Here is a 21,674-nt window from a genome sequence, read left to right on the forward strand (position 1 = left end):
AGTTAAGAAATCACAAACTTCCCTTTTTCGCCATCAAAAGTGATGGAATCATCTTTAAAGAGTGTATTAAAAATACCTTGTGTAATTAAGTTACAAGGTTGGTCTTGCACCACATTCACTTCCGTCATGACAATCATTTCATCGCTTAGTTGAATCGCCAAATCAATGTCGTGTGTCGAAAATAATATGCATTTATTGGTTTCTTGAGACAACTTTTTTAACAATTTAAAAACCGATACTTTGTGTAATAAATCCAAGTGTGTTGTAGGTTCATCCAAAATGATTAGCGGTGTGTCTTGTGCCAATGCCCTTGCGATTAGCACAATCTGCAACTGACCGTCACTGATTTCGTGGTGTTTTTTGGTTACCAAATGTTCAATATGTGTCAACGCAATCGCTTGATTGATTTTTTCATGATCTTCGGGTGAAAGATTTCCTAACCAATTCGTATAAGGTTGTCTTCCCAAAGCAATTAATTCAAAAACCGTTAGGTTGCTTGGTGGCAATTTTTCGGTTAAAACCAAACTTAAATTTTGTGCCAATTCCAATGGTTGAAAATCATGGATGTTCTTTTCATTCAAAAAAACCGCACCTTTTAATGGTTTTTGAATCCCGGTTATCGTTCGCAATAAAGTAGATTTTCCAATACCATTGGCACCAACCAATGCAATCAATTGTCCGGCAGTTAAATTCAGATTCAGGTTTTCGGCAATGACATGATGTTCCCTTTTGGAATGGTATCCAATGCTTAAACTTGTGGTGGTTAATATGATGTTATTGGAACTCATTTAAGTCATGCTTTTTTTTCTAACGATCAACCAAATCACCACCGGCGCACCAATTATAGAAGTTATCGCATTAATCGGTAAGGTAAAATCAAAGCCCGGCATTTGCGAAACGGTATCACAAAATAACATAATAATTGCGCCAATAAATATAGTACTCCAAAATAATGTTCGGTGATTACTTGTCTGAAATATCAATTTAGACAAATGCGGAACCGCTAATCCCACAAAAGCAATCGGTCCGGCAAAAGCGGTAATACTTCCGGCTAAAATACTGGTGGCTAAAATGATAGTGTATCTTGATTTATTTAAGTTTAAGCCCATACTTTTGGCGTAGTTTTCTCCAAGTAGTAAAGCATCCAAAGCTTTTAAAGTCAGTAAACTCAAGAGCAAACCGATGACTACTGAAATCCCTAACAAAATTATATTTTGCCATGACAAATTGCCAATACTTCCCATTGACCAAAAGGTGTATTTCTGCAATTGTTCGGCCGTGCTGAAATAACTAAATACACTCACAATCGCACTGGTAAAACTGCTGAACATGAGTCCAACAATTAATATCGACATCGTGTCGCGAAGCCTTTGGGAAACGATTAAAATCATCAGTAAAACCAATAAACTACCAAAGCAGGAAGCCAAAATAATACCATAAGAAGACAATAAAAACTGTGAAAAAACAGCAGGCAATAATCCCGCACCAAGAATCACAAAAGCCACACCCAAACTTGAACCTGAACTCAAACCCAAAACATAAGGTCCGGCAAGTGGATTTCGAAACAACGTTTGCATCAACAAACCGCTAATCGACAAGCCAATCCCAACTAATATTGCAGTAATCGCTTTGGGCAATCTAAAATTCATAATGATGTATTCCCAAGTTTCCTTTTCGGCCTGACCGCCAAACAAACTGGTAAATACTTCTTTCACGGGAATCGCCACTTGACCGAAAGAAAGGTTCAAGAGCAATGCCAATAAGAATGTCAATGACAAAAAGGTGAAGAGAAAAGTATTTCTGTTTTTCGTTTTCAAATCTGTGTTCTATTTCAGTTTCTCAAAAAAGAAAGGTTGGTAACTCGGCAACAATTCAGGATGCAAAATTTTGACAATGTCTTTCAAAACAATATCCGGTCTATTAGGAGCCAATTCATAATACAAAATCCCACCCGTTTTCCCCTTTTTGCCACTAAACGAATATACATTTTTATTTTTGAAAGCTGCAAATTGAGCATAATGCGGATTCGCGTCCGTCATTTCTTTTAAAGTAGAAAATTGACCCGAAGTAATCCAAATATTAGCATTTTTGGCTTTTTCAAAAACCGTTTCAAAGGACAAAGACAAACTTCCGGTGCCGCTGGTTTCTTGCCATAAATAATTCCCCTTGGCTTCTTTGAGTAATAAACTTCCCCAACTGGTTCCTTTGGGTAAATACCATCGGTCTTCAAACATATCGCCGGCCAAAATAGTAGGCGATGAAGTTACATTTTTGACAATTTTGATAGTATTCAAATAATCTTGTTCAATTTTGCTAAACAGTTCGGTAGCCTCTTTTTGTTTGCCGTATAATGCTCCGAAAAACTTAATCCATTCGGCTTTGCCTAGCGGTGTTTCTTCGTTCCAATCGCCATTGAGCATGACTTTCAAACCGCTTTTTTGTAAATTATCCAAAGTTGGATTGTTGTTGTCAATGCCGTAACCGATAATCACATCGGGTTGTAAATTGAGCACAACTTCAGTATTCAAATCTTTGTTATTGCCTAACTCTTTGACCTTTCCGGTTTCAATTCGCGCTCTCACTTTTTCGGAAGAAATATAATCCAAATGCGGAAAGCCAACCAAAGTATTTTCTTCTTCCAACATTTCCAAAGACGGAATGTGCGTGGTAGAAGTCACAACAATATTTTTTACCGGAACCGCAATAATCGGGTTTTGTTGTAAACTATCGGGAACGATGCCGTTTTTTTCTTTGAGGATGTATTTATAAGTTTTATTGGCTTTTGGCCAAGGATTTTGAACGGTTACCACCGAATAACCATCATAATTCTGAATGGAGAAACCTTTAGCATATTGGATAGTGTTTTCGGCAGAAACAATTGGTAACGAATTAGTTTCGTTTTTGCATCCCATTAATAACAGACAAACAAAAGCCGACAATAGAACTTTGAAAAAGGTTTTCATGAAATTGTTTTTGCAAAAGTATTGTTTTGTTTTTAATTTATACTTTACCTTTGGCCTCGAATTAAGGTTGCGATTTCTGTTTTTCAAAATCGCATTAAAAGGGAATTTGGTTAAAATCCAAAGCTGTTCCCGCAACTGTAAGCTATCAAGCTTGTTGTTATCTACAAAACCATTGTTCCGATTTAGGGATGAGAAGGTCAACAACAAGACGCAAGCCAGGAGACCTGCCTATTTCATCGAGTAACAAACTTTCGGGACAAAAGGTTTGGGTATGGGTAAATTCTATGCTTTTCTCCCAAGATTATCAAATTATTGTTGAATTTAAAAAATGAAAAAAACAGTTAGAGCTGTAGCTATTTTAGCTATGCTAAACACTTGTGCCTATGCGCAAGAACAGGATTCTACCAAAGTGAATTCCTTAAATGAAGTGGTGATTTCCGACACCAAATTTGCGCAAAACAAAGAAAAATCAGGAAAAGTAATCGAAATCATTTCGGCAAAAGACTTAGAGAAAAAGTCCGGACAAAGTTTGGCCACCGTCTTATCCCAAGTAACAGGGGTAGAAATCAACGGTAACCAATCGGCTAACGGAAAGAACTTAGGCTACTACATTCGAGGCGGTAAAAACAGACAAGTGCTAATTCTCATTGACGGTATTCCCGTAACGGATGCTTCCGGAATTAGTTTAGAGTACGATTTGCGTTTGCTTCCGGTTGAACAAGTAGAAAGTATTGAAGTGATGAAAGGCGCGGCGAGTACATTATACGGAACAGGCGCAGCTACCGGTGTAATTAATATTACACTAAAAAAATCTTCAAAAAAAACTATCGAAGGCAACGCTTATGTCAATATTGGTTCCAACAATACTTTGGATGATAAAAAATACAACGGACAAGATTTTAATCAGGGTATTTCGGTAAACGGAAATTATCAAAAAGTCAGTTATTTTGCAGGATTCAACAGTACCGAAACCGGAAACATCTCTCAAATTGCTTCACCGGATGAAACGGTAAAATATGAAGACGATCGATTTTCAAGACAAAATGCGATTGCCAAATTGGGTTTTAAAGCAACAGACAGACTTACTTTAGACTTCTTTGGAAACTATGACAAATTGAAAAACGGTTACGATTTAACCTTTGACAATACCGGTTTTAATGATACTGATATCAATACCACAACTTCAGAGCAAGTTCGCTTTGGATTCTCCCCGAAATTCAAATATAACAAGGGCGAATTTGTTGTGAATTCCGGTTTTACCAAAATTGCCCGTGATTATAGCGAGTACAATAGCTATACTTCGGCAACTGATTATTCGTTATATGAATCTCGTAGCGTAGTAGTTGATGCCGTTAACAAATACAGCTTCTCCAACGAGTTTGCAGTGATTGCCGGAGTAAATTACCAATTCAATGATATGTTAAGCGAAACGCCTTATGGTAATATCGATAACAAAACCACGAAGTTCAATATTATAGATGGGTACACCACTTTTGTGTACAATCTTGATTTTGGACTGAACATCAACACCGGCATCCGATTGAATAATCATAGTGCTTATGGTAATAATTGGGTGGCCAATTTCAATCCTTCGTTTAATTTTAAAACGAGTTTCCCTTTGAAATTGGTAGCATCGTACAGTACTGCTTATATCACGCCAAGTTTGTACCAATTGTACTCAGAATACGGCAATACCAACTTAACACCGGAGAAAAACGCCACTGTTGAAGCCGGTTTTGAAACCCAATTGTTGGATAAAAAGTTGAAAATTGACGCGGTAGCTTTCTATCGTGACCAAACCAATTCGTTTGATTTCTTTTTTGACAATAATACCTTCGAAGCTTATTATGTAAACGTTGACGGCACCAACAAAGCCAAAGGAGTAGAAACCGAATTGACCTTTGATGTAACGAATAAATTAAGGGTAAATGCAAACTATACGTTTACGCAAGTTGATAAAGCGTTAGACCGATTGATTCCAAAACACAAAGTCAATGCCGGATTGGATTTTCAACCCACGCCAAGAACTTTATTCAATCTAAACTACCAGTATTTTGATGCGAGAAACGATGCTTTTTTTGATGGCAATACTTTTGCAACTGCCAATGTAAAATTGGATTCTTACCAATTGGTAAACGCTTTAGCAAAATATGAATTAATCCAAAACCGATTGACCGTTTTTGGTTCGGTTACTAATATATTAAACGAGGAATTCGTTGAAAACATCGGTTACTCCACCCGAGGAAGAAATTTCAAGTTGGGGATAAACATTGTTTTGTAATTGGTTAAACAGTGTTTTGTAATTGTGGTGAAAAGGCTAATCGAAAGATTAGCCTTTTTTTATAGGTTTAAAATTAAATTACTTTCGTTCCACATACATTTCGCTTCGTAGCGGATTAATCGCTTTAGCATCGGTAAAGTCACGCTCAATTACACTTGGCACTTGAGGTGCTCGTCTACCGCTGGCAATGATTTGATTGATGGCAGTGTTTAACAAAGGTTCGTTTATATCTCCCAAAACACCTAAATTAGTCATGTTTTCAGGTTGTAAAGTGGTTGGAGCAATCCCCGAGGTATAATCCCCAAAACCGTTTTTGTCTACTATTTTCAACACTATAGGCTGCATGGCATATTTATGACTTGGATTTACATCTTCTTTGGCAAAGGTCGGAGAGTCATATAAGGTTACTGAACCCACATTTTTCCCGGTGGTAATATCACCTATTTGCACTACAGTTATATAAGGTTTCAAACAATTAATAACCAATTCGCTGGCAGAAGCAGAGGATTTGGTCGTTAAAACATAAACCTTGTTAAGGTTCAAACTGTTCAATCCGCCGATGAAGTTGTTCGTTAAAGTACCAGGATTGTTGTCTTCAAAATAAGATTGTGCCTTGGCATTCCATTGTTGTTTGGCAAATAATTGTCCGGTGAATTGTCCGGTAATCATACTGGCCAATTTGGTAGCTGTAGTTACTGATCCACCCGAATTGTATCGCAAGTCAAGCACCAAATCGGTTACGTTTTGGGATTGGAAACTACCAAATGCAGCATTCAGTTGACTGTCAAAACTCGAATAAAACCCGTTGTACATCAAGTAACCAATGTTGTGTGCACCTTGTGGAATTACAGTACTCAATAAAATAGGGTTTTCAGCCAGTGCTGTTTTGGTCAATGTCACCGATTGCCCGTTGGGTGTAATATTCCCACCATCATAATCGGCTAAGTCTACCGTATAAGTGTCATTGGCCAAAAGCGTTCGGTAGTTGTCAATAGTTAATGGCGTTCCGTTGATGGAATAAAAAATGTCACCTCGGGTTATTGGTTTACTGGCAGCATCAGAGTTGGGGATGATGTAGCGTACCCAACCGTAAATATCTGTCGTGCTCCCCGATTTATAACGCAAACCATAATCCATACCATTATTCAAAGTATTGCCCGAGAGCACACCTTCTAGTACATCATAGTCACTGTAAATTACACTAAATCGGTCGATGGTGTTGTCAATACGCAAAGCATTAAAAAGGGTAGTGGGATCGTCAAATCCTTCCAAAAAGTCATTTAACTGACTTTGATTAGAAAATCGGTCATCGGCTAAATCGGGTACATCTTCTTGCCACAGATAGTACAAATTCATGCCTTTCCATACAAAATCATTAACCTGTAAACCGCTTGGAACCGGATTGTCATCTCTATCCTCACAGGCAAAAGGAATCGTGACAAGGAACAGCAGTAAAACGCATTTTAATAAATTCTTCATAGCAGCTTTTTATTTTAATAAACGTAAATTTACTAAGTTTAGATTAATAATTGAAATTTGTTTGTAACAAATAAAATGTTGGGTCGTCTTGACCATATAACCGCTAACCAAGTATTGTTTCAATGAACCAAAAAGAGTTTATGCAATTGGTAAATCCTTTTAAGGATAAAATCTTCCGAATGGCGAAGCGATTGCTCGTCAGCACGGAAGAAGCCGAAGATGCTACTCAGGAAGTTTTGGTAAAATTGTGGAATAAGAACGAAAGTTTAGACGAATACAAAAGTGTTGAAGCGGTAGCGATGACCATGACCAAAAATTATTGTTTAGATCAGTTAAAGTCGAAACGCGCCAGTAACATGAAAATTGTGCACAACAACTTCACCGATCGTGAAGCCGGTTTGCAACAAAAAGTGGAAGACAGAGATACTTGGAATTGGGTAGAAAAAATTATGAACGACTTGCCCGAACAACAAAAACTGATTGTTCAAATGCGCGACATTGAAGAAATGGAGTTTGAAGAAATAGGCAAGATATTAGAAATGAATGAGTCGGCGATTCGCACGGCTTTGTCAAGAGCAAGAAAAACGATAAGAGAAAAAATGATAAAAACACATCATTATGGCATTGGATAACATAGAGAAATTACTTGAAAAATACTTCGAAGCAGAAACCACTATAGCCGAAGAAAAAGAGTTGAAAGACTATTTTGCTTCTTCAGATGTTGCGCAGCACCTGGAACAATACAAACCTATATTCGGTTATGCTACACAAGCAAAACAAGAACAGTTTACCGCAATGATTCCATTAAAAACTAAGAAACGCAAAAGCGTAGTTTGGTTATCAGTTGCTGCATCTGTGGCAGTTTTACTAAGTGTTGGTTTGTTTACTTTCAATCATTATAATCAGCCTGTATCAGAAGATTTAGGTACTTATGATGACCCTGAAGTAGCTTTCAGAGAAACCCAAAAAGCACTGGCTTTGATTTCTAAAAGTGTAAATAAAGGCATAGAAAGTATGGAATACATTAATGAATACGAACAATCAAAAAACAAAATTTTTAAATAAAAAAATCAAGAAATCATGAGAAAATTAATTTTAACATTAGTAGTAATATTATCAGCGAATACCATTTTTGCCCAAACCGTTTTTGATAAATTTGACAATCAAGACGATATCACGGCAGTAATTGTCAACAAAAAAATGTTTTCCCTATTGAGCAAAATGGAAGTGAAAGACAAAGAAACCCAACAGTATGTCAATTTGATTAAGAAATTAGACAACTTGAAAGTATTTGTAACTACCAGCGATAAAAAAGCCGACGATATGAAAGCAGTATCTGATAAATACATCAAAACGTCAGCCTTAGAGGAATTAATGCGTATCAATGAAAAAGGAAAAAGCGTAAAAATTTATGTAAAATCCGGTGCGACAGATTCCCAAGTGAAAGAGTTGTTGATGTTTGTAGAAGGCAGCGGTAAAGAAGAAACGGTTTTAATGTCATTAACCGGCGATTTCGATTTGAATGAACTTTCAGTCTTAACAGACAAAATGAGTTTGCCAGGTGGCGATGATTTGAAAAAAGCCTCTAAAGGAAACAAGGGATCAAAAGGACCAAAAGGCTCAAAATAATCAAGATGAAACTAATTTATTTCACAGCAATGTTGGCTTCTCTGTTGTTACTGAGTTGCAATAGCGAACCTAGTCTCCAAAAGTACTTTGTAGAGAAATCAGAAAATAAAGATTTTGTTGCTATCGATGTCTCACCGAGTATCATCAATGTGGATAAAGCCAAGTTAACGGCGGAACAAAAAACCGCTTTGGAGTCTTTTGACAAAATGAATATTTTGGCTTTTAAGTTAGATGATAAAAACCAAGCGGCATATGAAGTCGAAAGTAAAAAGCTCACGCAAATACTAAAGGGCAAAGAATATCAGGAGTTAATGAAAGTTGGTTCAGGTAAAGACGGCGCTTCTATAAGTTTTGTCGGAGACGAAGATGATATAGACGAGTTTATTTTATTTGGAAAAAGGAAAGACAATGGCTTTGCAGTAGTCAGAATTTTGGGCAATGACATGAATCCGAACAACATTATGAATATGATTTCCATCTTACAATCAGCCAATATCGATATGGAGCAATTAAAACCATTAGAAGGTTTAATAAAAAAATAATTTATTTGAGGTTAATAATTAAAAACGAAAAGTCCCGAATTACTCGGGACTTTTTTATTTTTTAAAATATTTAAAAGATTTGAGATTAAGAGGAGGAAGCCCTGTGGCTTCAGGTATGTGAACTTCAGTTCGCTTTTTTGGTTTTACTTCTTAAAATATTTAAATGGTACAACGAGCATACCAAAACACTCACCATCTTCTTTACCTATATGTTTGTGGTGCATTTTATGTGCTCTTCTGACTGCTTTTGCATATCTATTGTTGGCGTTTCGGAACAACTTAAATCTTTGGTGAATAAAGATATCGTGAACGGTAAAATAAGCCAAACCGTAAGCAAAAATACCCAAGCCGATGGCCAAACCAATCTCGAGTATGTCATTTTGCCAAAGCAAAAAGAAACCGACACTCACTACGGCATAAAAAATAAAAAAAGCATCATTGCGCTCAAACCAGGAATCGTGGTCTTTTTTGTGGTGATCGGCGTGCAAATTCCACAAAAAACCGTGCATGATATACTTGTGGCTAAACCAAGCCATAAACTCCATAATACAAAACGTAACGATAAAAACTATAATGTGTAGTAGCATGATTTTTATAATAAATTTAAACGGTAACTAACATAACATTTGGCTAAAAGCCCAAATTTTTGATAATCCGGTACTCGGATCCGGGTATTTTTGATTTCCATTGAAGGCGTTCTTTTTAATTTAGAAAGCAATTTTTTATAATACACATAAGCAGTGTAAACGCCAAATTTAGCTTCCAAAGGCAACTTTAAAATACCCTGAAATCCGGCCTCAAAATCGGCTTCAATTTCTCTGATGATTTCGTTTTTGGATTGTTCATCTAATTTAGACAAATCAGTGTTGGGAAAATAAGTTCGATTTAAATCTTCATAATCGGCTTTTAAATCACGAAGGAAATTCACTTTCTGGAAAGCAGAACCCAATCGCATCGCCGAATGTTCTAATTCGTTGAATTTAGCATCATCACCTTTGACGAATACTTTGAGACACATCAAACCTACCACATCGGCAGAACCATAAATGTATTCATTGTATTCTTCATAAGATTTGTAATGGGTCTTGTGCAAATCCAATTTCATACTTTTCATAAAAGCAGCAATCATGCTAACCGGTATGTTGTATTGGTGAACGGTATGCTGAAATGAATTCAGCACAGGGTTCAAACTGATTTTGTTTTCCAACGCATTGGCCAAATCTTTTTCAAACTGCTCAAACAGCGCTTCTTTATTGTAATCGTGAAAAGTATCTACAATTTCATCAGCAAAGCGAACAAATCCATAAATATTATAAATATCTTGTCTAATGCTGGGTGCCAACATCTTTACAGCCGCCGAAAAGGAAGTGCTGTAAGAACGTGTCACATTTCTGCTGCAATCGAATGATACGGTGTCAAAAGTTGATTTCATAAAGGCAATAATTATAGATTTTTAGCAATAAGTTCAGCAACCAGTTTCCCTGAAATCAAAGAAGGCGGTACGCCTGGTCCGGGAACTGTTAATTGTCCTGTAAAATAGAGGTTTTTCACCTTTTTACTTTTCAATTTGGGTCTTAAAAAAGCGGTTTGCAATAAAGTATTGGCTAAACCATAGGCATTTCCTTTGTATGAATTGTAATCTTTAATAAAATCATTTACACAAAAGGATTCCCTAAAGATAACATTATTTTTTACCGATTGTTGCGTCAGTTGCTCAAAACGGGTAATTATTTTTTCAAAATACAAATTTCTCAATTCGGGTGTGTCTTTGAGTCCGGGTGCCAACGGTATTAAAAAGATACCGGCTTCTTGACCTAAAGGCGCAGCATTCTCATCTGTTTTGGAAGGGAAACTGGCGTAAAATAATGGTTCATCCGGCCATTTAGGGTTGTCATAAATTGCGGCCGCATGCACATCAAAATCTACATCAAAAAATAAAGAATGGTGTTCAGTGTTTGCTATTTTTTTGTCAAAACCAACATAAAACAGAAGTGAGGAAGGCGCAAAGGTTCTCTTATCCCAATACTTTTCTGAATAGGCGCGATACTTTTCGTCTAACAAAGTTTCCGAATGATGGTAATCGGCACCGCTTAAAATCACATCTCCTTTAATGATAGTTCCATTAACTACAATAGCCGTAGCCGAACCATTTTCGACTATAATTTTTTCAATATTGGCATTGGTGTGAATAACAACACCCAGTTCTTGGGCTAATTTTTCCATGGCTAAAATCACGCTGTACATACCATTTTTAGGATGCCAAGTGCCTAAACCAAAATCTGCAAAATTCATAAAGCTATAGAATGATGGCGTGTCCGATGGCTTGGCTCCAAGGAAAAGTACCGGAAATTCCAGTATTTGGATTAGCTTGGTGTTGGTAAATCGACGACGAATGTCTTTAGAGATGTTACCAAAAAACTGGTTCACTTTTTGGGCTGTTTCCAGCGTAACCAATTCTAATGGTGAAACGCCCGGACGATAAACCAAATCTTTAATGGCAATGTCATAGTTGCTCTGCGCTTCTTTCATAAAAGCCGCCAATTTTTGACCGCTGCCTTTTTCAATTGATTCAAAAGTGTCGATGATTTCCGGAAGATTATCGGCTATAGTGACAAACTCATTTATTCCAAAATAAACCTGATAAGCAGGAGAAAGTTTGATGAGTTCGTAATAATCTGCTGTTTTTTTGCCAAAGTCGGCAAAAAATCTTTCAAACACATCCGGCATCCAATACCATGTTGGTCCAATATCAAAGGTAAAGCCATCTTTCTTCAATTGTCTGGCTCTTCCGCCTATAGTTGAATTTTTCTCATACACAGTCGCACTATGTCCTTGTTGAGCAAGATAACAAGCTGCCGCTAGTGAGGAAAATCCCGATCCGATAATTTTTATTTCTTTTTTCATATTTTGTTTAACAAAAGTATTAAAAAGTTAAACAATAAAAAAAGATTTTTTATATAAATTCAACTAATTCTTTAATGGAGCTAAAGGTAGTTGTTTTTTGGTTGATCAATTTAGGGTCTACATGTTCTATCATTCTGCCGATAAGCCACAAATTAGACGACTCCTCTAAAATCTCTTCATTCAAAGTTTTTAGGTAAGAGTTGATTTCATTTTTGTTGGGTTCAACAGTGGTGTAACAAATATAAGTGATGTTGTCAAAGTAACGTTTCATGTCTTTTAAACTATCCGTTGGAACACTTTCCCCAAGATAAATGGTTTTATAACCTTGGCTTAATATTTCATAATTTAAGTACATTAAGCCCAATTCATGGATTTCATTCATAGGCAAATACAAAACAAAAACCCGGTCGTTTCTTGTTGGCTCTTGCACTTGAACTTTTTCGGTATTGGTGAGTAATTTCTGTTTGATCAAATAAGAAATAAAATGTTCATGCGCCGGAGTGATGGTGTCTGTTTGCCATAGCAATCCGATTTCTCCAATTAAAGGGATGAAAACTTCAAAAAATATTTCTCGGAATGATTTTTCAGACAATAACTTATTGTATGTTGAAAAAAATAAAGAGTGATCAAAATTCATCATCGCCATTTTAAAGGCACTAATCGCATGATGCTTGGCACTCTTTTCTGATATAATTTCATTTACTAAAATAGGAATTCTTTCAGAGGGTAGGCTGGAAATTTTAGAAATTTTATATCCGTAATTATGAAGAAGGGTAATGTTTAAAAGCTTTTGTAGGTTGGATAAATCATACATACGAATATTGGTCTCCGTTCGCATTGGCTCTAAAACATTGTACCGTTTCTCCCAAATTCGAATCGTATGAGCTTTGATTCCCGATAGGTTTTCTAAATCCTTTATACTAAAAACATTCTTAACATTGTTCATCTTTTACTTAAATTAGTTAAACAAAATTAGCAAAATAATTTTACCAAACGAGTTTTCTTTAAAATCTTTGCAAAAAAAAAGCAAACCCATTTTGAGTTTGCTCCTGAAAAGCGGCGACTGTGCTGATAACTTCGCTGTTCCCACAAAGCTCCGCTTTGAAAATTCTTTAAACGAAAAAAAACACTCAAGCGAGCTTGGTGTTTTTTTAATTTGATTGAAGACTTTAAAAATACCTGACTGCCACGGGCAGTCCTCCTTTTAATTTCAAATGTGACCACGATGGGATTCGAACCCACACGTCCTTTCGAACACCACCCCCTCAAGATGGCAAGTCTACCAGTTTCTCCACGTGGCCTAAAACAAAAAAAGTCAAACAATAGCTGTTCGACTTTTTGTGACCCGACTGGGGCTCGAACCCAGGACCCCATCATTAAAAGTGATGTGCTCTACCAACTGAGCTATCGAGTCTTTAGCATCAAAATAAAGAAAAAATTGTGACCCGACTGGGGCTCGAACCCAGGACCCCATCATTAAAAGTGATGTGCTCTACCAACTGAGCTATCGAGTCTTTTTCTTTTCTTGAATGCGGGTGCAAATATAAGACCTTATTATTTATATTTCAAAGCAATTTTATTATAAATTTGCCTTTTTTTGGTTAAGGGTCTTAATGGCTTAATTTATAAGGTTTTATTGCAATGCAGAAAATTATTTTAGTAGGGTATATGGCAGTCGGAAAGTCTACTATAGGCAAAATTTTAGCTGAAAAAAGACAGATGAAGTGGGTCGACTTGGATAAAATAATCGAGAAAAATGAAAAATTAACCGTAGCGGATATTTTTAAAGAGAAAGGCGAAATCTATTTCAGAAAACAAGAACACCTCGAATTTAAAAAATTGATAGCTGCTCCCGAAAATCTTATCATAAGCACCGGTGGAGGAACACCTTGTTATGCTAATAATCATCTTTTGCTAAAAGCTGACAATGTGGTTTCAATTTACCTCTATGCCACTATTGACGAACTTTACAACCGACTTAAAGATAATGCTGCTGAAAGACCTTTAGTAGCCAATCAATCTGAAGAAGAACTCAAAGAATTTATCGCCAAAAATTTGTTTGACAGAAGTTATTTCTACAATCAGGCTACTTTCAAAATTAACACCGGCGGTAAAACACCCGAAGCCATAGCAATAGAAATTGAAGCCTTACTAAACTAAGTAAGCATGGTTGTTGTTTTCCTCAAATACTACATGTACATGTTCCTTAGAAGATGTGGAAAGCGAAATGCCTTTAAAGTCGGCTTTAACCGGAAACCGTTTGTGATTTCTATCAATTAAAACTACAGTTTTGAATTTTTTAATGGGCACTTCCAAAAAATGTTTTACGCCATAAACCAAAGTGGTTCCCGAGTTCAATACGTCATCAACCAAAACTAAATTTTTATCGCTGTAAGCTTCTTTAGGAATAGAAGTCGTAATCGGACTAAACGGATGTTGTTTGTCAATTTTCACTTCACATAAAACAATTTTGATGTCAGAAATGTTTTTTAAAACCACACTGATTTTTTCGGCTAAAATATACCCGTTATTGGCTATGCCGGCCAATACAATTTCTTGTTCATCGGCAAAAGTTTCATATATCTGATAAGCAATGCGTCTTATTTTGTGTTCTATTTCCTGATGCTGAAGAATGATGTTTTGCCCCATGGTATTATTTTTTTCAAAGATAGAAAACACTTTGTTTTTTTAGGAACTTTATTTAAAAATTAACCCTAATCAAGCCCTTTTTAAAATTTTTCCGATCAAGGCTTAATTTGTAAGTGGATGTTTTAGTGCAGATTAAATTTACATTTCAAACAGAATAGGTTGTCAATTGTCGATTATATAAGAATTGTATGAGTAAAAAATTGTGACACATCGATACTTTTTAACATTTTGACGATTTATTTTAAAAATTAGATTTATAAACTTTTTATTTTAAAGATTTCGTATAAATTTACCGATTCCTGAAATGGAAACAATTCCCTTTAATTATTTAAAATCAAACAATTAAAACGGATGCGTCGCCTTTCAAAAAAAAGCCTTGAATCAAAATATACATATGAATACCACCATTAACAAGGAAAACATTTTCTCTGTAAAAAAGAAGCTACGTGCTTTTTTTACAGCAATGCTCCTTGTCTTTTTGTCAAAGGCGGGTTACTCACAAGTTAGCACCTATGGTTTTACTGAAGCCATTTCCACTTATACAGCACTCACAACACCCACGGTAGCCTATGCGATTCCTTGGGACGATCATACTTCAGGAGCGGCACATCAAGCCAATATAGGTTTCAATTTTACTTACAACGGAGTAACACAAACCCAATGTTATATTAGTCCTAACGGTTATATCTCCTTTGGAGTACAACCACTGCCAACGACTTATTTGCCCTTGAGCGTGACAACAGTTTTCACCGGTGGCGGAACCATAAGTGCTCTCGGGATGGATTTAATCTCAACAACAGACGATATTGTTTACAAAACCATTGGTAGTGCGCCCAACAGAATTTTTGTTGTGCAATGGACCAATGCCCGTAGAAAAGCAGTAACCGGAAACTTTAATTTTCAAATACGATTGTTAGAAACATCTAACGTTATCGAACTTTCTTATGGTGTATGCGCGCCCGATGATGTTACTTTGCTCAATACGCAAGTCGGAATTAGAGGCGTAACCAATGACTTTTTACAAGGTGATGTCAACAACAGACTGCAAACCGGTACCAATACCAACAGCACTTGGTTTGGCAAAACAACCGTAGGAATCGCCAATTCGAGTACGGTTAGAACCAGTGTTACAGAATATCCTAATAGCGGATTAAAATATACTTACACACCATCGGCACCTTGTGTGACCCCAACCGGAGTTCCATCAGCTTTAGTGGTGGGTAGCACTGCCGTTAATGCCACTACTTTTTTAGGAAATAGCTTTACGGCTGCAAGTCCGGCACCTACCAATTACTTGGTGCTCAGAAGTACAGTCAATGTGCCGCCTACAAATATTGAAGTACCCAACCGAACTTATTGGGCTGTTAATAATGTAATTGCAGGAACATATACAGTTGTAAGTGTTACAAATGCTACCACTTTTAACCAATCGGCTTTAACTCCAAATACCACTTATTATTACTGGGTTATCCCATACAATGCCGGCTGTCTTGGTGGTCCTTATTACAATTTGGGCACCATGATTACAGCAAACAAAACCACTTGTATTGCGGCACCAACAGGAGTATTCGCTTCTACCATTGAAGGGAATTCTTTTACCGCTTCTTGGCTACCGGTGACGGGTGCTACCAATTATTTGATTGATGTTTCTACTAATATTGGTTTCACGGCCATATTACCCGCTTATAATGGACTTGCAACAGGAATAACAACCGATTTTGTGGTTTCAGGGTTAAGTCCGTTAACGACTTATTATTTCAGGGTGCGTGCCGTTGGAATTTCTTGTTCTATCAACAGCCCGGCTGTAGCGGTGCCAACACCATGTGGCGCTTTCCCGATTCCCTATTTTCAAAGTTTTGATACTACTCCTATAAATACGTTGCCAACTTGTTTCGTTATAACCGATACCAATGCAGATGCAGTAGCTTGGAGAGTGCAAAATTCTTCTTCGGCTTCTAATCCTAACTCGATGCATTTGTTGACCAATAATACTATTGATAGCGATGATTGGTTTTTTACTGCCGGATTGGATTTAACCGCAGGGGTTACTTATCGTTTAAGGTTCAAATACAATACGCTTAGTGCAGGTTCTTTTGCTGAAAACCTTAGAGTCCGTTTGGGAACAGGGCAATCAGAAGCCTTAATGAACAACACCATCTTGGATTTATCCAATATTATCAATACCGTTTACCAAACCGCTACTGTCGATTTTACACCGGTAACCAATAGTATTTTCTATATAGGTTTTCAAGGCTATAGTTTTGCCAATCAAAGTAAAATAATGATTGATGATATTAGCGTGATTGTTTCACCTACGTGTTTTGAACCAACCAATCTTATTATAACCACTGTAGGAAGTACCACTGCCGGAATTTCTTGGGATGCTTCTTCGCCTCAACCAAGCAACGGTTACGAATATTATGTAAGTACTTCCAATGCAACGCCAAGTGGTGCAGTAACCCCAACCGGAACAGTAGGTATCGGAATTACTACAGCTACTATTACCGGTTTAACTCCGGCTACTTTATATTATGTATGGGTTCGAGGAAAATGTGACGGCACCGACCGAAGTGTTTGGAGTAACATAGAAACGTTCAGTACCGATTGTGCTACACCAACTTCTTTAACCGTGACCAATGGAACGCTTTGTGGTGGTGGTTCAACTACCTTGAATGCCGTTGGCGCTCCGGGTTCTACTATTGAATGGTATGCTGAGGCTACCGGAGATACACTTTTGTACACCGGTGCTAATTATGTTACCCCAAACTTGCTTTCAACCACTACTTATTATGCGCAGTCAAGAGCGCCGGGCGGATTGGTTTTGGCAGGTCCTATTTCACCATTATTACAAGGTGGTGCTTTAGGTTTGCAACAAACCCCAACGTTCATCAGTTTCTCTGTGACGGCAGCTACTACTTTACAATCTTTTGATATTTATCCTCAGGTTTCAGGTCAGAGTGGTCAAATTATAATCAGAAACTCTTCCAATGTTCAAATTGCCACTTATAATTTTGTTACCAGTGTTTCCGGTGGAAGTACGCCGCAAACTATAAACATGGCACTCAATTTAGCCCAAGGCAATTATTTTGTGTATTTCAATACCTTACCGGCTGCCGGATTGGTCGTTAATATTGACAGTGCTTCTTATCCTTATACTTCATCCATTGCTAACATTGTTGGAAACGGATTTGACAACACTTTCTACTTGTATGCTTACAACTGGAAGTTTTCTAATATTTGTCGCTCACTGTTAACGCCGGTAACGGCAACCGTAACTGCAGCACCACCAATTACTTTTAGCGGTTCGTCTTCTATTATTTGTAAAGGAGAAAACAGCGGATTGATTACTGTAACAGGCGCCGCTTCGTACAATAACTTTGCTTGGAATACTACCGTTGGGCTAACAGGTTCTATGGCTGCCGGCTTTGTATTCCAACCTCTGGTAACTACAACTTATACTTTGACCGCCACACAAACTTCCGGGAGCTTGTGTACTTCGGTGATTTCTTATACGGTAACGGTTAAACCCGATCCACCGGCCATTAACATAGTACCGCCATCGGCTACTATTTGTGAAGGCGCAATACAATCTTTAACCGGTAGCTTAGCCGCTTCTACACCCGTAACTATTTACAGTGAAAACTTTAATGGAACTTCCGATAACTGGATTAAAACCAATGCATCAACCGGCGGGGTAATCGCCAATGCCGCTTGGACCAAGAGGACCAGTGTGTACACTTACACCAGCTCTTACTGGAATATTAACGTGAGCAGTAACGATGCCTCTAAGTTTTATTTTTCCAATTCAGATGCGCAGGGAAGTCCGGGAACTAACCGAACCTTAACTTATTTGCAATCGCCTTCCATTAGTTTGGTGGGGTATACTACCGCTTCTTTGAATTTTTACCATTACTTAAGATACATTGGCGGAAACAAGGCTAGGGTAGAAGTGTCTACCGATGGTGGAACTACCTGGGCCATACTGAGAAGTTTCTTAGCAACGCAAGGAACTGCTTCCAGTTTCTCAAACGCAACTGTAGTGATGGATAGCTATGTCGGAAATGCCGATGTTAGAATCCGATTTTTATATGAAGCCACTTGGGATTACGGATGGGCCATTGACAACGTAAAAGTCACCGGTAATTTAGCCGCTGAAGTGACTTGGACACCGCCAACAGGATTATATTTTAACGCAACGGCAACCGACCCTTATATCGCAGGAACACCAACCGGTACTGTTTATGCCAAACCTGCCACCACTACCATTTATACCGGAAGTGTAGTAGGAGCCAATGGCTGTTCGGCGAGTGCTAATTCTACGATAACGGTTCTTCCGGCACCGGCACCCGGAATTTTATCGAGTGACCAAATTGTTTGTGCCAGCTGGGGTGCCAATGATCTTACTTTAGCAGGCTCCGGCGGGTCAATAGTGCGCTGGGAATATGCTAGCAATCCAACTTTCACGACCGGACTAACGACCATTACCAATACCAATCCTACGCTAACAGCGGCTCAAATGGGTAGCTATAGCGGCAACCGATATTACCGCGCGGTGGTGCAATCAGGAACTTGTCCTGTGGTTTATTCTAATGGAGTTTTTGTTGGTTTCCCTTCTACAACTTGGAATGGTTCGGCTTGGAGTAACGGTCTTCCATCTGTAGGGATTAAAGCCATATTTGCCGGAAACTATAGTTCAACTGGTAACCTAAGCGTTTGTTCGGTTGAGGTGCTTTCGGGGAATGTTATCATCAATTCGGGGCATACTTTAACCACGCAAAATGATGTAAAAGTAACCGGCGGTTCATTGACCTTCCAAAACAATGCGAGTTTGGTTCAGGTGAATACGCTTAACAATAACGGAGTACAATTTACCAATACCGGAAATATCACTTACAAAAGAAACAGTACTCCGGTTAAAATCTTCGATTATATTTATTGGTCAACACCGGTAAGTCCGCAAACCTTAATAGGTTTCTCGCCTGATTCGCCTTTGTTCTTCTACTTTGATCCTGCTGTCGGCAATTGGGCTTATGCCAATACCACTGCGCCAATGGTTCCCGGAAAAGGCTACTTGATAAGAGCGCCCGAAAATGCGCCTTTCAACGAAACCACGCCTAACGTGTTTGCCGGTTCTTTTGTGGGTGTGCCCAATACAGGAGATGTTACTATTCCGGTGGTAGGAGGTGCTGATGAGTTTAACTTATTTGGTAACCCTTATCCGAGTGCTTTGAGTGCCGATTTATTTTTGTCGGATGTAGATAATGTACCATTAATTGACGCTACTATTTATTTATGGACACACAACACGCCTATAACCAACGGGAATTACAATGCTGCCGATTACGCACTTTACAACTATGCCGGTGGGGTAGGAACAGGAAGTGCTGCGCCTAACGTGGGCTTAAACAACAGTGTGCCTAACGGAAAAATTGCTTCCGGACAAGGGTTCTTTGTTAAAGGATTGTCTTCGGGGAATCTTAGTTTTAAAAACAGCATGCGATTAACGGGCAACAACGACCAATTCTTCAGAATGAATGCGCCTCCGGTGAACCATACGGCTAACGAATTGGAACGCCACCGTTTTTGGTTGGACATTTATAATGAAGAGGGTGCTTTCAAACAATTGCTCGTAGCCTATATTGAAAATGCAACCAATACCGGAATGGACCGAGGTTTCGACGGTGAGATGGTGGACATAGGCAATGCCGTAACACTTTATGTACCACAAGAAGATAAAAAACTGTCTATTCAAGGACGTGCTTTGCCGTTTGCCACGCAAGACGTGATTCCGGTAGGGTATAAATCTTTGGCAGCGAGTACTTATACCATTAAGTTGTCTAATTTTGACGGCTTGTTCGACCACCAAAACATTTACCTTGAAGATACTTTGCTGAATGTAATTCACGACTTAAAACTAAGCGATTATACCTTCACCACCGAAGCCGGTACTTTTGACAATCGTTTTAATGTGGTCTTTACCGATGCGAGTTTGAGCGTAGATAACCCAACATTCAACGCCAACCAAGTGGTGGTTTACAAAAACACCGACAATAACTTTGTGATTTTAACCGGCAACCAAATGATGGAAACTGTTAAAGTCTATGACATTCGCGGTCGTTTATTATTGGAACAAAAAGACATTAATGCTACTCAAACTACTATAAATGGTGGCTTGGCCAATGAAGTATTGTTACTTCAAATTATTACAGTTAATGGCGAAGTAGTGACTAAGAAGGTTATTCGATAAATTGATTGCTAACGCGGATTTGTTAGCACGGATTTGCTAGCACGGATTTGTTAGCGCGGATTCGCTAGCGCGGATTTGCAATCCGTGCTACTACTACTACTTTATATTGTTTACTGGCACGGATTGCAAATCCGCGCCATCGTCCGTGCTACTTTACAACATCGTCTGTTTGCTAGCGCGGATTCGCTAGCGCGGATTCGCTAGCGCGGATTTGCAATCCGTGCTTATACTTAAACTAAACCACTAAAACAACTCTAACAAAATAACTTCTAAATCATTTTCCAGCCCGGCATAATTTCTAGCTGAGCTAAAATAATAATCTTCAGGTAGCGCAACTATTTTTTCCTTAACCGGATTATTGTGAATATAATTTACTTTTTGTTTAATAAACCAATTCGTCTCAACAATTTCGGCATGGTATCCATTTTGCCATACTTTATATTTTTAATCTCTTTTTAAATGTTCGCACGACTTTTGAAAATAGTCTATTAGCCATTCCCTTCTGCTTTCAGGTTCATCAATTATAATTTGAATAATTTTCTTTGAGGTAAACTTTTTAAAATCTCTTATTACATCTGAAAGGATAAAACCATCAGTTGCCTTACATAGCATATGAATATGATTACTCATGATGCAATAAGCATAAATCTCTAAGCCTTTGTTTTTTTGACAATAGCTTAAAGCTTTTATAATGTTACTTTTTTGGTTTAAGCGTGTAAAGACATCTACCCAACCAACCGTTGTTATCGTTATGAAATAAGCCTCTTCAGTAGTTGTTGCTTTGTACTTGGTAGACATTTAATTTTTTTTCAAAAATAGTAAAAAAACTACAAATTGTTGTTTTACTAGCACGGATTTGCTAGCGCGGATTTGCAATCCGTGCTACTTTACAGCAGTTTTGTTTACTGGCACGGATTGCAAATCCGCGCCATCGTCCGTGCTACTTTACAACATCGTCCTTTGCAAATCCGCGCCATCGT

Annotated in this window: 16 protein-coding genes, 3 tRNA genes, 1 pseudogene and 1 riboswitch; of the genes and pseudogenes, 7 read left to right on the forward strand and 13 right to left on the reverse strand. The window is 37.9% G+C overall.

What is annotated here, in order from left to right; all coding sequences use genetic code 11:
* Positions 1-2 precede the first annotated feature (2 nt).
* Genes ACK4HO_RS09615 through ACK4HO_RS09625 form a run of 3 tightly spaced genes read right to left on the reverse strand, consistent with a single transcriptional unit; the run spans position 3 to position 2,963 of the window.
* The gene (locus ACK4HO_RS09615) at positions 3-788 is read right to left on the reverse strand and encodes an ABC transporter ATP-binding protein (protein WP_409665259.1); all 786 of its coding nucleotides are present in this window, start codon (positions 786-788) and stop codon (positions 3-5) included.
* Positions 789-1,817: an iron chelate uptake ABC transporter family permease subunit gene (locus ACK4HO_RS09620; RefSeq protein WP_409665260.1), complete on the reverse strand. Its 1,029-nt coding sequence runs from the start codon at positions 1,815-1,817 to the stop codon at positions 789-791.
* 9 nt (positions 1,818-1,826) lie between these two features.
* Positions 1,827-2,963, reverse strand: a complete 1,137-nt coding sequence (locus ACK4HO_RS09625; protein WP_409665261.1) for an ABC transporter substrate-binding protein — start codon at positions 2,961-2,963, stop codon at positions 1,827-1,829.
* Between the two features lie 47 nt (positions 2,964-3,010).
* Positions 3,011-3,210: riboswitch (cobalamin riboswitch) on the forward strand.
* An 81-nt stretch (positions 3,211-3,291) separates the two neighbouring features.
* Here ACK4HO_RS09625 and ACK4HO_RS09630 point away from each other — a divergent pair.
* A complete protein-coding gene (locus tag ACK4HO_RS09630) occupies positions 3,292-5,244 on the forward strand; it encodes a TonB-dependent receptor plug domain-containing protein (protein ID WP_409665263.1) in 1,953 nt (650 codons plus the stop codon).
* A gap of 78 nt (positions 5,245-5,322) precedes the next feature.
* On the opposite strand, the gene ACK4HO_RS09635 is transcribed toward ACK4HO_RS09630, so the two are convergent.
* A complete protein-coding gene (locus tag ACK4HO_RS09635) occupies positions 5,323-6,723 on the reverse strand; it encodes a S41 family peptidase (protein ID WP_409665265.1) in 1,401 nt (466 codons plus the stop codon).
* A 122-nt stretch (positions 6,724-6,845) separates the two neighbouring features.
* On the opposite strand from ACK4HO_RS09635, the gene ACK4HO_RS09640 reads away from it, so the two are divergent.
* Genes ACK4HO_RS09640 through ACK4HO_RS09655 form a run of 4 tightly spaced genes read left to right on the forward strand, consistent with a single transcriptional unit; the run spans position 6,846 to position 8,894 of the window.
* Positions 6,846-7,355, forward strand: a complete 510-nt coding sequence (locus ACK4HO_RS09640; RefSeq protein ID WP_409665267.1) for an RNA polymerase sigma factor — start codon at positions 6,846-6,848, stop codon at positions 7,353-7,355.
* Positions 7,342-7,788 (forward strand): hypothetical protein, encoded by a 447-nt coding sequence (locus ACK4HO_RS09645; protein WP_409665269.1) that lies wholly within the window; start codon positions 7,342-7,344, stop codon positions 7,786-7,788. Before ACK4HO_RS09640 ends, ACK4HO_RS09645 begins: the two co-directional genes overlap by 14 nt.
* Before the next feature lie 15 nt (positions 7,789-7,803).
* Positions 7,804-8,352, forward strand: coding sequence for a DUF4252 domain-containing protein (locus ACK4HO_RS09650; protein ID WP_409665271.1), 549 nt, complete (start codon positions 7,804-7,806; stop codon positions 8,350-8,352).
* 5 nt (positions 8,353-8,357) lie between these two features.
* Positions 8,358-8,894 carry a DUF4252 domain-containing protein gene (locus ACK4HO_RS09655; RefSeq protein WP_409665272.1) on the forward strand — a complete coding sequence of 179 codons (537 nt, stop codon included), beginning with the start codon at positions 8,358-8,360 and terminating at the stop codon, positions 8,892-8,894.
* A gap of 143 nt (positions 8,895-9,037) precedes the next feature.
* Here ACK4HO_RS09655 and ACK4HO_RS09660 read toward each other — a convergent pair whose 3' ends face one another.
* The 7 genes from ACK4HO_RS09660 to ACK4HO_RS09690 all read right to left on the reverse strand — a co-directional run bounded on the left by ACK4HO_RS09660 (position 9,038) and on the right by ACK4HO_RS09690 (position 13,312).
* Positions 9,038-9,481 carry a sterol desaturase family protein gene (locus ACK4HO_RS09660; protein ID WP_409665273.1) on the reverse strand — a complete coding sequence of 148 codons (444 nt, stop codon included), beginning with the start codon at positions 9,479-9,481 and terminating at the stop codon, positions 9,038-9,040.
* 5 nt (positions 9,482-9,486) lie between these two features.
* Positions 9,487-10,326: a phytoene/squalene synthase family protein gene (locus ACK4HO_RS09665; protein WP_409665275.1), complete on the reverse strand. Its 840-nt coding sequence runs from the start codon at positions 10,324-10,326 to the stop codon at positions 9,487-9,489.
* A gap of 11 nt (positions 10,327-10,337) precedes the next feature.
* Complete coding sequence (locus ACK4HO_RS09670) at positions 10,338-11,798, reverse strand: phytoene desaturase family protein (protein WP_409665276.1); 1,461 nt, start codon at positions 11,796-11,798, stop codon at positions 10,338-10,340.
* 49 nt (positions 11,799-11,847) lie between these two features.
* A complete protein-coding gene (locus ACK4HO_RS09675; RefSeq protein WP_409665278.1) occupies positions 11,848-12,744 on the reverse strand; it encodes a MerR family transcriptional regulator in 897 nt (298 codons plus the stop codon).
* A gap of 271 nt (positions 12,745-13,015) precedes the next feature.
* Positions 13,016-13,099: transfer RNA gene (locus ACK4HO_RS09680), tRNA-Leu, on the reverse strand.
* A gap of 40 nt (positions 13,100-13,139) precedes the next feature.
* Positions 13,140-13,212, reverse strand: a tRNA-Lys gene (locus ACK4HO_RS09685).
* Between the two features lie 27 nt (positions 13,213-13,239).
* Positions 13,240-13,312 (reverse strand) — tRNA-Lys (locus ACK4HO_RS09690).
* A 127-nt stretch (positions 13,313-13,439) separates the two neighbouring features.
* Here ACK4HO_RS09690 and ACK4HO_RS09695 point away from each other — a divergent pair.
* Positions 13,440-13,958: a shikimate kinase gene (locus ACK4HO_RS09695; protein WP_409665280.1), complete on the forward strand. Its 519-nt coding sequence runs from the start codon at positions 13,440-13,442 to the stop codon at positions 13,956-13,958.
* On the opposite strand, the gene ACK4HO_RS09700 is transcribed toward ACK4HO_RS09695, so the two are convergent.
* A complete protein-coding gene (locus ACK4HO_RS09700; protein WP_409665281.1) occupies positions 13,950-14,447 on the reverse strand; it encodes a phosphoribosyltransferase family protein in 498 nt (165 codons plus the stop codon). The two genes, ACK4HO_RS09695 and ACK4HO_RS09700, sit on opposite strands and share 9 nt — an antisense overlap.
* Before the next feature lie 394 nt (positions 14,448-14,841).
* Here ACK4HO_RS09700 and ACK4HO_RS09705 point away from each other — a divergent pair, with 394 nt between their 5' ends.
* A complete protein-coding gene (locus ACK4HO_RS09705) occupies positions 14,842-20,694 on the forward strand; it encodes a fibronectin type III domain-containing protein (RefSeq protein ID WP_409665282.1) in 5,853 nt (1,950 codons plus the stop codon).
* A gap of 243 nt (positions 20,695-20,937) precedes the next feature.
* On the opposite strand, the pseudogene ACK4HO_RS09710 reads toward ACK4HO_RS09705, so the two are convergent.
* Positions 20,938-21,492: pseudogene (locus ACK4HO_RS09710) on the reverse strand (REP-associated tyrosine transposase).
* Positions 21,493-21,674: the final 182 nt, after the last annotated feature.

This window comes from Flavobacterium sp. (genome assembly GCF_046296355.1).
Lineage (GTDB): Bacteria > Bacteroidota > Bacteroidia > Flavobacteriales > Flavobacteriaceae > Flavobacterium.

What these genes read in the sequence shown, in the direction of transcription:
- ACK4HO_RS09700 (WP_409665281.1), bottom strand. Translation starts at nt 14,447, where the DNA reads ATGGGGCAAAACATCATTCTTCAGCATCAGGAAATAGAACACAAAATA.
- ACK4HO_RS09675 (WP_409665278.1), bottom strand. Translation starts at nt 12,744, where the DNA reads ATGAACAATGTTAAGAATGTTTTTAGTATAAAGGATTTAGAAAACCTA.
- ACK4HO_RS09645 (WP_409665269.1), top strand. Translation starts at nt 7,342, where the DNA reads ATGGCATTGGATAACATAGAGAAATTACTTGAAAAATACTTCGAAGCA.
- ACK4HO_RS09655 (WP_409665272.1), top strand. Translation starts at nt 8,358, where the DNA reads ATGAAACTAATTTATTTCACAGCAATGTTGGCTTCTCTGTTGTTACTG.
- ACK4HO_RS09660 (WP_409665273.1), bottom strand. Translation starts at nt 9,481, where the DNA reads ATGCTACTACACATTATAGTTTTTATCGTTACGTTTTGTATTATGGAG.
- ACK4HO_RS09640 (WP_409665267.1), top strand. Translation starts at nt 6,846, where the DNA reads ATGAACCAAAAAGAGTTTATGCAATTGGTAAATCCTTTTAAGGATAAA.
- ACK4HO_RS09650 (WP_409665271.1), top strand. Translation starts at nt 7,804, where the DNA reads ATGAGAAAATTAATTTTAACATTAGTAGTAATATTATCAGCGAATACC.
- ACK4HO_RS09630 (WP_409665263.1), top strand. Translation starts at nt 3,292, where the DNA reads ATGAAAAAAACAGTTAGAGCTGTAGCTATTTTAGCTATGCTAAACACT.
- ACK4HO_RS09705 (WP_409665282.1), top strand. Translation starts at nt 14,842, where the DNA reads ATGAATACCACCATTAACAAGGAAAACATTTTCTCTGTAAAAAAGAAG.
- ACK4HO_RS09635 (WP_409665265.1), bottom strand. Translation starts at nt 6,723, where the DNA reads ATGAAGAATTTATTAAAATGCGTTTTACTGCTGTTCCTTGTCACGATT.
- ACK4HO_RS09625 (WP_409665261.1), bottom strand. Translation starts at nt 2,963, where the DNA reads ATGAAAACCTTTTTCAAAGTTCTATTGTCGGCTTTTGTTTGTCTGTTA.
- ACK4HO_RS09665 (WP_409665275.1), bottom strand. Translation starts at nt 10,326, where the DNA reads ATGAAATCAACTTTTGACACCGTATCATTCGATTGCAGCAGAAATGTG.
- ACK4HO_RS09615 (WP_409665259.1), bottom strand. Translation starts at nt 788, where the DNA reads ATGAGTTCCAATAACATCATATTAACCACCACAAGTTTAAGCATTGGA.
- ACK4HO_RS09695 (WP_409665280.1), top strand. Translation starts at nt 13,440, where the DNA reads ATGCAGAAAATTATTTTAGTAGGGTATATGGCAGTCGGAAAGTCTACT.
- ACK4HO_RS09670 (WP_409665276.1), bottom strand. Translation starts at nt 11,798, where the DNA reads ATGAAAAAAGAAATAAAAATTATCGGATCGGGATTTTCCTCACTAGCG.